Consider the following 13,606-nt stretch of genomic DNA (forward strand, 5'->3'; position numbering starts at 1 on the left):
ATGAAAAAAGAAAAGTGGTTAGTGACGGAAAGTTCTACTAGACCAGCCGGTAAACCAGACAGATGTTTTTATTGCGGCCAATTGATAGGCGAACAACACAAAGAAGATTGTGTTATTAGAAGTAAAACGGTTGTTGTAGATTTTACATTTAGAACTGTACTATCTGTTCCTGAGTGTTGGGACGAAGAACAAATATGTCTCCATTATAACGATGGGTCTTGGTGTGCTGATAATATATTGTCTGAATTAGACGGCAGAAGTGAGAAGATGGGATGCAACTGCGATATCTATAAAGCTAAATTTATTAGAGATGCAGATGAGAGAGATGAAGAAAAATATGGTGTTACATATATTTCAGAAAAAGAAAGCTAAAAAGAGAATAAATAAAAGAACAGTCTGACTAACTTTGGTCGGTGAGCAGACTGTTCTTGCAACACAACTAGGGATAATCCTGAGTTGATATTCTAATTATATCAATTCTGAAATGGCTTAGTCAAGCCTATTATCCCATTAAATAATGCTTTCATTTATTTTTAAAAGAAAGTGAAGAAATATAAATATAGGAGGAAAGAGGTTTTGTATACCGTTAAGTTGCAACTTACTCCTCATACATAATGGAAATAAAAAGAGTTTGGTAAATGCCAAATAAAAATACATTTTCTATCATGCCTATAAGATAATTAATACATAAAGGAAATTTTATTGGTTCCTTATGGTGGTTGGCATAATGATACGATTGTTGTTGTAGAAAGAAAATCAAATTAAAAGACTGAGTTCATCGGTCAACAAAAAAAGAAAGGACAAAAAATTTATTTCACCGGTGGAGCTGCGCAGCGATAGATTTGGTGGAAGATTGGGATTAAACATAGGATATTTAACATCTGATATAGAAGACAATGAATTATTTTCTCCTTATTATATAGTAGATCATATAGTCAAATACTTACCAAAGGATAAGATTATTTGGTGCCCATTTGATGATGAGTGGTCTGCATTTTATCAGAGATTAAATGAAGAAGGATTTAATGTCGTAAGAAGTTCTTTGATGGAAGGATGTAATTTCTTTGAATATGAACCTGATAATTGGGATATCGTTGTATCAAATCCACCTTTTTCAGTAAAGGACAAGATATTAGAACGATTGTATTCATTTAACAAACCGTTTGCAATATTACTTCCACTCAATTCATTACAGGGGAAAACAAGATATAAATATTTCAAAGAAGGTATTCAGATTCTTAGTTTTGATGCGAGAGTTAGCTATCACGATAAAGAACATATGGATAGTGTGGTAAAAGGAAGTCCGTTTGCAACAGCTTATTTCTGTAGAGATTTACTTCCAAAGGATCTGATAATTGAGAAACTGGTTACATATGAAAGACCGCTGATAGGATAAATGGAGGAAGCAATAATGGAATTAGTTATGTGGGTATTAGTGGATGATAATGACAAAGTAGTGGATCAAGTTTTACTTTCTATAAATGATGAAGAGAAAGCAATTGATACATTTGCAATTCGAGGTGTAAAAGGCAAATATTTCTTTGGTTATTTAAAAAATAATGGAAGTAGCCATATTTCAAAAGTAGCAAAACAAGTATTTTAAACTAATGAAATTTTAGTTTCCTTTGAAGAGAGGTGGTGGAATTATTAAAGTAATATTTTTAGATGTAGATGGAGAACTTACATATTCAGGATATAGGAATGAATTAACAAATGGCATTGATCCAAAAAAAGTGTCACTATTAAAAAAGATAGTAGATGCTACAAATGCAATTATTGTGTTGTCATCTTCTTGGAAGGTTGGATTTGAAAAGGAAACCGGTATAAAGAGAAGGTTCTATCAAGTGTTGGAAAGTGTACTAAACGATTTCGGACTAAAAATCTTCGATGTTACACCAGATATCCCAGCTCAAATTTCTGATGACAACCCAGCAGTTGAAGTAATGACTCTCGAAGACACGATTAATATCAAGTGTGTTTACGGCACTGGTAGAGGAGCAGAGGTAAGAAAGTGGATTGATGATAATAAGCCTGAGTCATATGTAATTTTAGATGATGAAAATCACGATTGGTCTGATTATGCTTTAGAGAAAAATTGGATTCAACCAAGTTGGTTTGATAAGAATGGCGGATTACATCAAGAACATGTAGATAAGGCAATTGCAGTATTAAACAGATTATAAAAGGGGAATTGTAATGAATAGTGTTACAGAAACAGTAATAGGATCGGGATTGACAATGCCAGAAGCTTTGGTTGTATGCGTTTTGATCATTGTTGTGGGTATTATTATTTATAAATTGATAGACTCGATTTTTTAATTAGAGGAGAATGTATAATTGAGAACAGAAAATGTAAAAGTAACATTTGAAATCCCTTGCCATTTTGATGAGCCTGATTGCAATGGAGATATTTATACAAGAGAGTCATGGGAAGAAGCTGTTAAGAAGGCAGTTGGATTACCCATTGAAATTATTAATGATGATGGTAGTTCGACAGTTGTTGGTGTTATTCGGGAGTTTGAATTAATTGATGATGGTGAGAATTCGTACATAAAAGCAGTTGGCTCATTGTGGCATGGTGGAACATCAGAGTCAGTTATATTTACTAGAAACAAGATAACAAGTGTTGAGTTGTGCGGTGTTGGGATTACAAAATAAGGTATGGAGGATAAAAATTGGATTTTAAGATTATAGATTGCATTGATTACATTTATATTTCAAAAAATGAAAGATATAGCACGTCTCTTGATAATTTATTTTTTGATGGAGAAAAAGCAGAAAAAACAAATAAAAATGGGTGGTACAAATTACCTCGTATTCCCAAAAACATAACAATTAAAAAGCCAAATGAGCAAATAGATAAAAGGTATGAATTAAAATCTGGTTATGCTGCTACAGAATTAATGCCACAAATCATTACAATGGGAATGTATAACACTGATGAATATGATGAAATAATTGGTTGCTATTCATTAAAATATGATGAGATAGATGGCGGATTTGAGGACGTAGAATTCACTATTGATAAAGTATACACGAAGAAAGATTTTGAATTTATTCCGAATACATATCAAGCAAGTGTTGGGCTATTGACAGAAATCGAATATCCAGAGGAAATTTATCAGGATATGCCATGTAAATTGGATTCCAAGCAGGTTTTTGATTTGATTAGGGAACATGTAAAAGCTAATATAAATACTTCTATTGCAAAAGTAACTTCTGATTATGATTTTCATTTTGAAGTGACAAGAAGTATCGGATTGGCTAATCCATATACAAAAATGGTTGATACAAATAATTCTTGGATGAATAAAAGAAGAAAGCCAAAATGGGTTGAAAAAATGGTATCTGATAAATCTGTTCCTATCTTAAATATTAAGACACCCAGTTCAAGTGATTATGGAAAAGATTGCGTAATTCCTTCTCCAATAATAGGGGAAAATTATAAAGATTTAGAGAAAAAGGTTAACAGCTATTTAGATGAAATTATGATTAATATTAATAAAAAATATTGTGAATGTCCTCAATGTCAGGGTTGGGGAGTTGTGGAGGTGGAATAAATGGCTACGATAAAATTTAGTAAAGACTATCTTAAGAACGAACTTGATTTACCTTATGAAAATACAATTGTTGATAATATTATTGACACTGGAAGATGGTCTATTTATCACGAAATAGTGTTTGCAGATAAAGGGAAGTTTTACATGACGACTTATTCAGAAGGAGCTACTGAGTGTCAGTATGAAATTCCTTGGGAATACGAAGACGAGATTGAATGTACCGAAGTAGAGTTAAAAGAAGTAAAGATTAAGAAATGGGTTCCAGTAGAGAATTAATCATAAGAATTACGAATTTCGTTGGAGGTAAGAAATGTAAATGGACAATACGATAGAAACAAAAGCTCTAATTAAGTTGATTGAAAATTCCGCAATTGGACGTTCGACGAGTTATTGGAAAGGTTTCGTCAAGGCTGATGACCTTATAAAAATAGCGAATATGATTAACAAAGGTGAAATTGATAAATTCGGGAATGACATAGCAGAAATAGATAAATAAAAATTACAGAAAGGATTAGGGTGCTGCAGCCAATAGTCATATGAGCCTTTCGGTAGTTAAAAATAGAGAAAAATATTTACTAAATGAAGATTGTCTTACAGGGATGAAAAGGATTAAGGAGGAACGTTATATTAGAAATTTTAGCAAATGATGAACAGAGAGTTATAAAACTATATGTAGAAGATAGATTTTCGTTACGAATGATAGCAGATGAATATGGAACAGATCATCATAGAATAAAAAGAATATTAGAAAAAAATGAAATAGAAATTACCAGAAAGAATAGAAAAAGAAAAAGTTCTAAGGGTTACAAAAGAAAACCATTTACAGATGAGCATAGAAAGAACATAGGATTGGCACAAAAAGGCAAGGTGGCAAGAAACAAAGGTAAAAAGATGCCAAAAGAATCTTTATATAAGAACATACTCGGACACCTACATAGAAAAGTTTCTTTAGAGTGGCTACGATCGTTTGAGGATATAGAAAAATTAAAATACTTAAACCATATTATGAGTAGAGATAGAGTTGGTAAAAACTTCGCTAATGAAGAATATATAAATTTTATAGAATATTTTTATTATAATAAAGGATTCAATAATACATATGATAATTGGATAAATGAGAATAAAGCGAAATACGCAAAGCCGTCATTAGACCATATAATTCCACTATCCAATGGAGGTGGTTGGGATTTGAGTAATCTCAGAATAATTCCATGGTGTGTGAATAGAGCAAAATTTAATTATAACCCAAATGAATGGGAACATATAAAACATAATTATTTAACGAAAGAGTGGTGATGAAAAATTACGGAAGTAAAAATAGAAAGTAACAATATTTATAACGAGGACTGTTTGGAATTGATGCGATATATTCCTGATAAATCAATAGATATGATTTGCACAGATCTTCCGTATGGTTAAGGACAAAAATCTCGAAATAAGTGGGATACGGTTATACCATTTAAACCATTATGGGAGCAGTATGAGAGAATAATTAAAGATAATGGAGCAATTATCTTATTTGCAAACGGAATGTTTACTGCTGATTTAATGCAAAGCAACCGAAAATTATGGAAATATAATCTGATTTGGGAAAAGACTCAACCAACTGGATTTTACAATGCTAAAAAAATGCCACTAAGATCTCATGAAGATATTTGTGTATTTTATAAGAAACCACCTACATATAGTCCCCAAAAGACAATGGGACATGTTAGGAAGGTAAGTAAAGCGGAACATAAAGTAAATTGCAAGCAGTCTACTGATTATGGAGTTGCTGGTCTTACTACCTATGATAGTACAGAACGATATCCAAAATCTGTATGGACTTTTGCAAAAGATATTCAGAAATCAGCATTGCATCCGACACAAAAGCCAGTGGCTTTAATTGAGGAGTTAATAAAAACCTATTCAAATGAAGATGATACCGTTTTAGATTCTTGTGCCGGTAGCATGACAACGGCAATAGCTGCCATTAATACTAATAGAAATTACATATGTTTTGAAAAGGATAGAGAAATATTTGAGGTGGGAAGAAATAGAGTTGAGGAACATTTAAAAAGTATAGACCGATAAATCTTTACATTCTTATGGTTTATTGATAGAGAGGAGAGAATTGAACGGGTTTTATGACAGAAATAGCGACTAGAAAAAGAAGATTGACTATTTGGGAGAGATTATCAATCAAACTTACATATAAAATACTTTATTCTAAAAGAGGAAAAAGAAGTAGATTGGTATTTTTAGGTGATGATAATCTGCCAGAGTTAACTTTTAGTAAATTATTGAAATGGAAATTGAAACGATAATCTAAATGAAAACGATATTTCAAGATAATAATAGAGACGGCTTATTCGCCGTCCCTGCATGAATCGTGTTTTGATATTTCTATGTTAAAGAATTTAGTTTTTATTTTTACATCGTGAATTTGGTCTTTTATACATATATGTAAAATAGCTCGAATGCCATATATAATCAAAATCACCAAAACCAAAGTAAAAACAACGCCCAAAAGAGCTTCCACATGAAGCACCACCTTTCAGAAAAATGTGAGAGTGTTACTAGCTACAGTATATAAATAATAAGTTTTTTTGATTTTCTCTACGTTTTTAATATTTTTCTGTTTTGGTTTTATATTTGATTGTTGTTTAGTCTGTTTTAGGTTTTTTTGATTTATATTATACATGATTATATCAAGGTTGTAAAGAAAAACGATATTAATTTGGATATAAAAAATATCAAGTATGCAGTTTTAAGGAGTGAATAAATGATAAAAAGAGAAGCTATTAATATAGAAGAAACAGTCAAAAAGATGTTTCCCAAAGAGCTTATCAAAGACTTACAAGATGATGAACGTATTTGTCCTACTTGTCATGGTTTGGGAATGCGAATAGAGAATAATGTTTATGGAATCCATGGTGATACATCTGAGGCCGGTAAAAGAGAGCGTTTCCCATATAAGCACCAAGCATTATCTTTTTGTCCGGATTGTTACAATGGCGTACAAAAGCTGTGTGAGTATTGTAAACAACCATTTAAGCAAAGGGGATATTACCATTGTAACTGTGAGGGATTTAAGAAAGATGAAGAAGAAAAGCGAATTGCAAAATATAATGATATGGTTTCCAAAGCGAAAGATGTTCAGGAAGCAGATGTAACAACAATGTTGTATTGTGAAGAGTTTGATAAATATTTTATCGATACAGATGACTTTTTTGAATATTGGGCTAGTGATTGTGATGATGAAGATATTATACCAGAAAGATTATGGGTGTGTTCTATTGCAGAAGTTGGTATTGATGCTGCTAATGTAATTGAAAACGCTTGCAGCGATTTACATGAGGATGCAAGTGAAAACTGTGATTATGGAAGTTTGCAGAAATTACTTGATATTTGGTGCAAAGAACAAAGTGGAACTACAACGTATTATCCTTGTTACGATGAATATATAACGATTGATTGGATAGGTACTAATGATGAATACAATTAACGAATTTAGAGGTAAATATTATTTTTTAAGTAACTTTTATGAAGCACCTGTTGCGTATGAAGGGGTTACATATAGAAATAATGAAGCAGCATTTCAGGCACAAAAAACATTTTCTGACAGAGAGTGTTTTGGAAACTTAGACCCTTCGTCTGCGAAAAAGTTAGGTAGACGTGTACAACTAAGAAGTGACTGGGAAAAGGTTAAATTTGATGAAATGTACAATATCGTAAAAGCAAAATTTAAACAAAATACTGAGCTGAAAGACAAACTGCTTAATACTGGTGATTTTCGTTTAGAAGAAGGTAATACGTGGGGAGATAGAATATGGGGAACTGTCAATGGTAAAGGGCAGAATAATTTGGGCAAAATTTTGATGCGAGTAAGAGACGAGTTGAAATGAAATGAAAGTCGAGTTTCATTAGAAAAGGGGTGGTGAGAATACAGTTACGAATGAATAAAAATGAGAGTATGTTAAAACAGATAATAGCAGGAATGTCTGTATCTTTGGGCGTTAGTATTGTTACGGGTATATTTCAGATTATGAAGAGTATGAAAATGTCAACCATTCAAGTTGGAGAATGGGATAATTCGTATAATAATGTAAATAAACAATTATATAAATTAGATCCTAAGACCTACATTAAGCATAGGACTCCTACCACTAATCAGGATTTTTACGAGCTTAGTGAAAACATTTCTTATTTCATTAGGCTGAAAAATAATAATTATTTAAAAGTAGAAACATTCAGGGATAAAAATGATAAGACTTCGTATCCGGAGCATCGCCTAAAAATATCATTCTTTGGAAAAGAAAAATACAAGAACAGAGAAGAGTTTTTAAAGAATGCCTTGAAAATGACAGATGATAAACATATCAGGGTTCAGTATTTAAATGAGTTTGACATGAGCTGCGATGTTATTCCGCATACATTTGATAATATTGTTCTCAACAACATCGTAAGAGACAGAATTGTAAAAGGATTGTCAAACTGGGAGAAAAGCAAAGAGTGGTATGAAAAACATCAACTTGTACATAAAATCGGAGTATTTCTATATGGGAAGCCGGGGACGGGTAAGTCTACTATTGCAAAAGCTATTAGTTCGATGTTTAGTAACGCCCCTATATTGACTATCGATCCAGATAATATTATGAATTCAGTTAATGGTATTCTTAGAACTAGAAAGAAATATAGTGGCACAATTATAGTTCTTGTTGAAGATTTTGATTTATTCTTCAAAAGTAGAGAAGAAATAGAGAATGTAGATTTAAACGTGCTACAAAAGAAACAAAAGGATACTAATCAAAATGCTATATTTCAATTATTAGACGGTGTATATTCGACAGATAATACTATTTATATAGCTACAACTAATTACAAAGAAAGGATAGATTCTGCACTTATAAGATATGGTAGATTTGATATTCAAGAAGAAATAGAATATTTTTGTTATAATGACGCATTAAATTTTGTTCAATTACTTGGATATAACAAGAGTGTTTTGGATAGTTTTGAGTTGGAATATCCTGTGCAGCCTTCATATTTGCAAAGTAAGGTTATGGAATATAGGGCAAGGAATCAAAAAGATAAATAAGGGGATGTATGGTATGGAAATACGAGAAATTTAAAGGTAATGGAGCTATATATGCTTTTTGTCCAAAGTGTAATTTTCATCATAATCCAAGTAATCTTGATTGTAAAACCATGATAGTAGAAATTACTTTTCAGTACAATTATTGCCCCATGTGTGGAGAATATCTGCACGACAAAGAAACTGAGACAGATGTTGATGTTACATGGGATGAGAGAGAGATTGCTGTGTTATATGAAGAATATTAATGATAGAAAAGGGTTGAAAATCAAATATGAACATATATGAAGAAATGATAGAAAAACTGCAAACAAAAGAGAAATTAAATTCCAATGATGAACAGATATTATCAAAACTTAAAAAAGAATCTAATATTGTAAAAGCAACAGAAAAATATGGTGTAGATTTTTTACATAGAAGATTTATTGGGATAAATTATACACAAGATGGGATTCCTTATGGCTTAGTGGATCTTTCACCTAGTAGTACATATATTGGAAAACACGAAGAAATTACAAACATAGGAATGTTTGAAACTCCAGAAAACTTGTTATCAATTCGATTTTCAACAGGTGCTTATATTTTTGGGGAAGATTACCCTACTGCGTTTTTCAGAGAATTTTATAATGAATTTTTAGAAACAATGCAGCCGAAATACAGAGATAATATAAATAACCGTACATTTTATGAATTAGATAGAATAAAAGAAGTTTTAGAAAAGTTCGATGTAATTATAAATAAGTATGAAAATTTGAATCGAGAAAACAGAAAGCAAAGAGCCATTGAAGAAAAATTAAGGGAAATTGAGAAATTAAAAGCATCGTTGAACAGTTGAAATCTTGGTTTAATCTTGCATATGAAAGGTACTGAATTATGGACAAAGTAAAAACATATAAAACGCCAAAAGAAATAGTTGAGGATTATTTTCCTAATAGGATTAATGAAGGTTGTAAGGGCGGGGTTATTGGGTGTCCATATGAACTAGTATATAACGAATTAATACACTTGACAGAACAAGAGTGCGTAAAATTCTGTAGCGAGTATGAATATGCAATACCGGCAGCTGCTTGTGACCAATGTTGGAAACAGAAATCATAAGATAAATCCATCGTTTCATCGGAGAAATTAAGAGAATAAATATAAAAAATAGAAAGGGTAGTTTTAAGTTCCTATAGGGTAAAGGTGCACCTGCTTATGACGGTAAGCAAACATGGAACAAAAAGAAAGAGCATTAGCGCATATTGAGAAAATTGAGTGGATTAAACCAATTGAAGGAGCTGATAATATTGAGCTTATTGGTATTCTTGGTTGGATTTGTATCGCCAAGAAGGACGAATTTAAACAGGGAGACTTAGCGGTATACATTGAAATTGATAGTAAGTGTCCTGAAAGCGATGAACGTTTTGCATTTTTACAGTCAAAACATTATAAAGTAAAAACAATGAAGTTAGGGAAGTTTAAAGTCATTTCACAGGGATTAGCCTTACCGATTTCATTATTTCCAGAATTACATAATAAAACGATGGGTTCAGATGTTACAAATGATTTGAAAATTACTTACGCTTCTGAGGATGATATTAAAAGAAAATCAAATAAAGTAGATCCGGAAGCCAAGTATAAAGCTATGGCAAACAGAAGACCAGATTTATTCAAAAGACCGATAGTGAGAACAGCTATGAAATATAAAATTGGTCGAAGATTAATGTTCTTGCTGTTTGGAAAGAAGAAGGATAATCCAAAGGAATTTCCAAAGTGGATTGTAAAGACTGATGAGACAAGAATTGAGAATGCACCATTCTATCTAAATAGTACATCCAAATTTATAAAGACAGAAAAACTTGATGGTACTAGCTGTACATTTGCAGTAGACAGATTAAAGAAGGGAAAGGATAAGTTTGATTTTATTGTTTGTAGTCGTAATGTGAGACAAGCTGACAGAGAGCAGTCTTGTTACCATGAGTTGAATATCTATTGGGAATTAGCAGATAAGTACAATATAAAGAAAATTCTTACGGGTTTTGCTTCAGAAAACGGTTACAACAAAGTCGTATTGCAGGGCGAAGGTGTTGGTTTTGTACAAGGCAATCCATATAAATTAAAAGAGAATAACCTATATGTGTTTAATCTAATTGTAGACGGTATACGTTTCGGAACAATGGAAATGGCTGAATTTTGTAAGCAGAATGACTTAAATCATATCCCTATCATTGACGAAGCTTATACACTTCCTAAGACAATGGAAGAAATGAAAGTGGAAGCTGATGGATATAGTGAAATTAATACAAAAGTAAAGCGAGAAGGATTTGTATATAGAAGTATTGATGGTCAGCAAAGTTTCAAAAACGTAAGTCGCGAATATTTATTAAAGCACAACGGATAGGGGTGATTAATTGTATAAAGAAGAAGTACAGAAACAAGTACGGTGTCATTATGATAAATTGATTAAATTAGGTTACAACGTAGTAGGTGTATTTCTATATGGTTCACAGAATTATGAATTGGATTATGAAAATTCAGATGTTGATACAAAGGCTATTGTATTACCAACTCTAAATGATATTGTTTTAAACCGGCAGCCAGTAAGTACAACAGTTGATATGGGAGATAATTGTCTCTGTGATGTAAAAGATATTCGTAAAATGTTTGAGTGTTTCAAAAAGCAAAATATTAATTTTATCGAATTGCTCTTTACACAATATTATGCATTAAATCCGATTTACAAGAGCCTATATCGACCTATGCTAGATAATGCTGAGATAATCGCTAGGTACAACAATTATGCGAGTATAAATTGTATGTCAGGTATGGCATTAGAAAAATACAATGCGTTGACTCATCCGTATCCAAGTATTATGGATAAAATTGAAAAATACGGATGTGATCCAAAGCAATTGCATCACATTTTAAGACTAAAAGATTTTATCATTAGATACTGTGAGGAAGAAGAATATCGTACAATCTTAATCCCTAAGAACAAAGAAGAACTATTAGATATTAAAGCAAATTATCATTACGAGCTGGAATATTCTAAATCTTTGGCAAAGTCAACGTGTGATTGGATAAAAGAATACAAAGATGAGTATATGAAAGACAATCCTGTCAAAATAGATGAGCGAGCAGAAAATATTATGGCAAAGGTAATGACAGATTTGATTACTTTCAGTATAAAACGAGAGGTGAATACAAATTAACAAACCTAAATTATTTTGTTTTGTAGGGTTGTCTGCATCTGGAAAGTCCACAATAGCCAAGCAGATAGCGATTGTAAATGACTGTGCAATCATATCATCAGATGATATACGTGGTGAAATTTGTGATGGTGGTGTAATTGACCAGACTAAAAATGATGAAGTGTTTAGACTTTTTCACAAGAAAGTCAAGGATAATTTGAAATCTGGTAAAAATGTTATTGCAGATGCTACGAATATTAACATGAGAGCAAGGCGGAGTTTACTTGAAAACGTAAAGAATGTTGATTGCCATAAGATTGCTTACATAGTTCCAAAGTCGGTAGAAAAGTGTATTGAAGATAATATTTATAAAGAATATCCTGTACCACATCATGTTATTCAAAAACAGATGATGAATTTTCAGATACCGTTCTTAGAAGAAGGCTTTGATGAAATTCAGATACATAGATTTGATAAGGATTATGAATTAGCACTTACTGATATTCAAGACAAGATGATTGGATTTGACCAAATGAATCCACATCATAATATGACATTGAGTAATCACTGTGCACACGCTGGTTTATTGTTTTCTGATATATATGGCAAAGATTTTAGAGATGCAGCATACATTCACGATATTGGAAAAATATATACTCAGAAGTTTGATGAGGAAGGTGTAGCTCATTATTACCAACATGAAAACGTAGGTAGTTATTATTTATTGAGTAATTATAACAATCTTAAAATTGAAAGTAATGAGATTTTAAACATGTGTTTTCTAATAAATTATCACATGATACCTATGTCATGGAGTAATGATAAGGCAAAACAGAAGTGGATGAAAAGATTTGGAGAATATAAATATAAGCTGCTTTTAGTTTTTAATGAGTGTGATAAAGCAAGATGAAACAAATCTTTCGTATGGAAATGAGGTGAGATTATCAAAATAAAAGAGAAGATAAAACAATGGTTATTTAAAGATGAATTAACCGACATGAGTATTTTGCAAGAACATTATCTACATATCAAGAAAACTTTGGAGAATCTAGAAAATCAGATACAGCAAGCACGAAATATATACAAACGATCATCTAATGAGTGTAAGCGAGCAACAGAAGAATGTGAAAAGGCTTATGAAATAGTTTCAGATTGTCAAAAGATGATGAATGAAATTTGTGATGTTGGTGTGGATGTGGACTTTCGTGATAATTATCATAGTTGGGCAGTAGTTTGCATTCATGGAAAAATGGATTTTATGAAATTCGTTCCTTTGAATCACTCTGATGTAAGAGAAGTGGCAAGATTTCTAAAACAATTTGAATATTCAAAAAGAGTAGTAGATAGTCCATTCTCCTATGGCATGATTGAAGATTTGATAGCAAGGTTTTAGCAGACGAAACGTGAATTTCAAGTTAGAAATGAGGTGATTTATATAAGTAATCAATATAAAGCAGAGTACATACTAAGTTGCCAATTATCAGGTAGTTTTAGAGTTGGTCAATATGTTCTTTTAGAATTAGGTGGTCTTGATGAAAGCGGAGAATATAAAAGTAACTATTGTGGTGAAATAAAAAGGATTACCCATGACTCAATCCTTGTCGTCTCAGATCAAAATGAAAATCGTGGAATTGGTGGGTATATACCAATTTCTGATATCAAAACCATAACACTAGTATATAGGATTGATGAGAAAACCTGTGGCGGATTTATCTATGATGATGATGTCTTTACTCCGAGTTTTGGTATCTATTGCAAAGATGATATAGAACAGAACACATGGTAAAAGGAGAAATGAA

The 13,606-nt window shown here is 31.8% G+C and carries 19 protein-coding genes and 1 pseudogene; all 20 read left to right on the forward strand.

Annotated elements, in window-relative coordinates; translation table 11 throughout:
* The 20 genes and pseudogenes from CTY48_RS07150 to CTY48_RS07255 all read left to right on the forward strand — a co-directional run bounded on the left by CTY48_RS07150 (position 1) and on the right by CTY48_RS07255 (position 13,593).
* Entirely contained in the window at positions 1 to 372 is a 372-nt protein-coding gene (locus tag CTY48_RS07150) for a hypothetical protein (protein ID WP_099467829.1), read from the forward strand.
* A gap of 481 nt (positions 373 to 853) precedes the next feature.
* A complete protein-coding gene (locus tag CTY48_RS07155) occupies positions 854 to 1,396 on the forward strand; it encodes a tRNA (adenine-N(6)-)-methyltransferase (protein WP_099467830.1) in 543 nt (180 codons plus the stop codon).
* A 15-nt stretch (positions 1,397 to 1,411) separates the two neighbouring features.
* Positions 1,412 to 1,603, forward strand: coding sequence for a hypothetical protein (locus tag CTY48_RS07160; protein WP_099467831.1), 192 nt, complete (start codon positions 1,412 to 1,414; stop codon positions 1,601 to 1,603).
* A gap of 22 nt (positions 1,604 to 1,625) precedes the next feature.
* Complete coding sequence (locus CTY48_RS07165) at positions 1,626 to 2,183, forward strand: HAD domain-containing protein (RefSeq protein ID WP_099467832.1); 558 nt, start codon at positions 1,626 to 1,628, stop codon at positions 2,181 to 2,183.
* Positions 2,184 to 2,337: 154 nt separating this feature from the next.
* Positions 2,338 to 2,658 (forward strand): hypothetical protein, encoded by a 321-nt coding sequence (locus CTY48_RS07170; protein WP_099467833.1) that lies wholly within the window; start codon positions 2,338 to 2,340, stop codon positions 2,656 to 2,658.
* A gap of 17 nt (positions 2,659 to 2,675) precedes the next feature.
* Positions 2,676 to 3,560, forward strand: coding sequence for a hypothetical protein (locus CTY48_RS07175; RefSeq protein WP_099467834.1), 885 nt, complete (start codon positions 2,676 to 2,678; stop codon positions 3,558 to 3,560).
* Positions 3,561 to 3,836: a hypothetical protein gene (locus CTY48_RS07180; RefSeq protein WP_099467835.1), complete on the forward strand. Its 276-nt coding sequence runs from the start codon at positions 3,561 to 3,563 to the stop codon at positions 3,834 to 3,836.
* Positions 3,837 to 3,876: 40 nt separating this feature from the next.
* The gene (locus tag CTY48_RS07185) at positions 3,877 to 4,056 is read left to right on the forward strand and encodes a hypothetical protein (RefSeq protein WP_099467836.1); all 180 of its coding nucleotides are present in this window, start codon (positions 3,877 to 3,879) and stop codon (positions 4,054 to 4,056) included.
* 200 nt (positions 4,057 to 4,256) lie between these two features.
* On the forward strand, positions 4,257 to 4,856 hold the full coding sequence (locus CTY48_RS07190) for a hypothetical protein (RefSeq protein WP_099467837.1): 600 nt from the start codon (positions 4,257 to 4,259) through the stop codon (positions 4,854 to 4,856).
* Positions 4,857 to 5,000: 144 nt separating this feature from the next.
* Positions 5,001 to 5,633: pseudogene (locus CTY48_RS07195) on the forward strand (DNA-methyltransferase); the annotation flags it as partial.
* Between the two features lie 691 nt (positions 5,634 to 6,324).
* On the forward strand, positions 6,325 to 7,047 hold the full coding sequence (locus CTY48_RS07205; protein ID WP_099467839.1) for a hypothetical protein: 723 nt from the start codon (positions 6,325 to 6,327) through the stop codon (positions 7,045 to 7,047).
* On the forward strand, positions 7,031 to 7,447 hold the full coding sequence (locus tag CTY48_RS07210) for an NADAR family protein (RefSeq protein ID WP_236354797.1): 417 nt from the start codon (positions 7,031 to 7,033) through the stop codon (positions 7,445 to 7,447). The genes CTY48_RS07205 and CTY48_RS07210 overlap by 17 nt, the downstream gene beginning before the upstream one ends.
* 50 nt (positions 7,448 to 7,497) lie before the next feature.
* Positions 7,498 to 8,640 (forward strand): AAA family ATPase, encoded by a 1,143-nt coding sequence (locus CTY48_RS07215; RefSeq protein ID WP_099467840.1) that lies wholly within the window; start codon positions 7,498 to 7,500, stop codon positions 8,638 to 8,640.
* 110 nt (positions 8,641 to 8,750) lie between these two features.
* Positions 8,751 to 8,885, forward strand: coding sequence for a hypothetical protein (locus CTY48_RS19960; protein ID WP_268876712.1), 135 nt, complete (start codon positions 8,751 to 8,753; stop codon positions 8,883 to 8,885).
* Between the two features lie 26 nt (positions 8,886 to 8,911).
* Positions 8,912 to 9,472: a hypothetical protein gene (locus CTY48_RS07225; RefSeq protein ID WP_099467842.1), complete on the forward strand. Its 561-nt coding sequence runs from the start codon at positions 8,912 to 8,914 to the stop codon at positions 9,470 to 9,472.
* Positions 9,473 to 9,847: 375 nt separating this feature from the next.
* Positions 9,848 to 11,017: an RNA ligase family protein gene (locus tag CTY48_RS07235; protein ID WP_099467844.1), complete on the forward strand. Its 1,170-nt coding sequence runs from the start codon at positions 9,848 to 9,850 to the stop codon at positions 11,015 to 11,017.
* A gap of 10 nt (positions 11,018 to 11,027) precedes the next feature.
* Positions 11,028 to 11,828, forward strand: a complete 801-nt coding sequence (locus CTY48_RS07240; protein WP_099467845.1) for a nucleotidyltransferase domain-containing protein — start codon at positions 11,028 to 11,030, stop codon at positions 11,826 to 11,828.
* Positions 11,824 to 12,717: an ATP-binding protein gene (locus CTY48_RS07245; RefSeq protein WP_099467846.1), complete on the forward strand. Its 894-nt coding sequence runs from the start codon at positions 11,824 to 11,826 to the stop codon at positions 12,715 to 12,717. Before CTY48_RS07240 ends, CTY48_RS07245 begins: the two co-directional genes overlap by 5 nt.
* An 87-nt stretch (positions 12,718 to 12,804) precedes the next feature.
* Positions 12,805 to 13,200, forward strand: coding sequence for a hypothetical protein (locus CTY48_RS07250; protein ID WP_236354801.1), 396 nt, complete (start codon positions 12,805 to 12,807; stop codon positions 13,198 to 13,200).
* 33 nt (positions 13,201 to 13,233) lie between these two features.
* Positions 13,234 to 13,593 (forward strand): hypothetical protein, encoded by a 360-nt coding sequence (locus tag CTY48_RS07255; protein WP_099467848.1) that lies wholly within the window; start codon positions 13,234 to 13,236, stop codon positions 13,591 to 13,593.
* Positions 13,594 to 13,606: the final 13 nt, after the last annotated feature.

Source organism: Konateibacter massiliensis (assembly GCF_900184995.1).
GTDB lineage: Bacteria > Bacillota > Clostridia > Lachnospirales > Lachnospiraceae > Lachnotalea > Lachnotalea massiliensis.

What these genes read in the sequence shown, in the direction of transcription:
- CTY48_RS07160 (WP_099467831.1), top strand. Translation starts at nt 1,412, where the DNA reads ATGGAATTAGTTATGTGGGTATTAGTGGATGATAATGACAAAGTAGTG.
- CTY48_RS07180 (WP_099467835.1), top strand. Translation starts at nt 3,561, where the DNA reads ATGGCTACGATAAAATTTAGTAAAGACTATCTTAAGAACGAACTTGAT.
- CTY48_RS07205 (WP_099467839.1), top strand. Translation starts at nt 6,325, where the DNA reads ATGATAAAAAGAGAAGCTATTAATATAGAAGAAACAGTCAAAAAGATG.
- CTY48_RS07185 (WP_099467836.1), top strand. Translation starts at nt 3,877, where the DNA reads ATGGACAATACGATAGAAACAAAAGCTCTAATTAAGTTGATTGAAAAT.
- CTY48_RS07225 (WP_099467842.1), top strand. Translation starts at nt 8,912, where the DNA reads ATGAACATATATGAAGAAATGATAGAAAAACTGCAAACAAAAGAGAAA.
- CTY48_RS19960 (WP_268876712.1), top strand. Translation starts at nt 8,751, where the DNA reads ATGATAGTAGAAATTACTTTTCAGTACAATTATTGCCCCATGTGTGGA.
- CTY48_RS07150 (WP_099467829.1), top strand. Translation starts at nt 1, where the DNA reads ATGAAAAAAGAAAAGTGGTTAGTGACGGAAAGTTCTACTAGACCAGCC.
- CTY48_RS07250 (WP_236354801.1), top strand. Translation starts at nt 12,805, where the DNA reads ATGAGTATTTTGCAAGAACATTATCTACATATCAAGAAAACTTTGGAG.
- CTY48_RS07190 (WP_099467837.1), top strand. Translation starts at nt 4,257, where the DNA reads ATGATAGCAGATGAATATGGAACAGATCATCATAGAATAAAAAGAATA.
- CTY48_RS07235 (WP_099467844.1), top strand. Translation starts at nt 9,848, where the DNA reads ATGGAACAAAAAGAAAGAGCATTAGCGCATATTGAGAAAATTGAGTGG.
- CTY48_RS07215 (WP_099467840.1), top strand. Translation starts at nt 7,498, where the DNA reads ATGAATAAAAATGAGAGTATGTTAAAACAGATAATAGCAGGAATGTCT.
- CTY48_RS07210 (WP_236354797.1), top strand. Translation starts at nt 7,031, where the DNA reads ATGATGAATACAATTAACGAATTTAGAGGTAAATATTATTTTTTAAGT.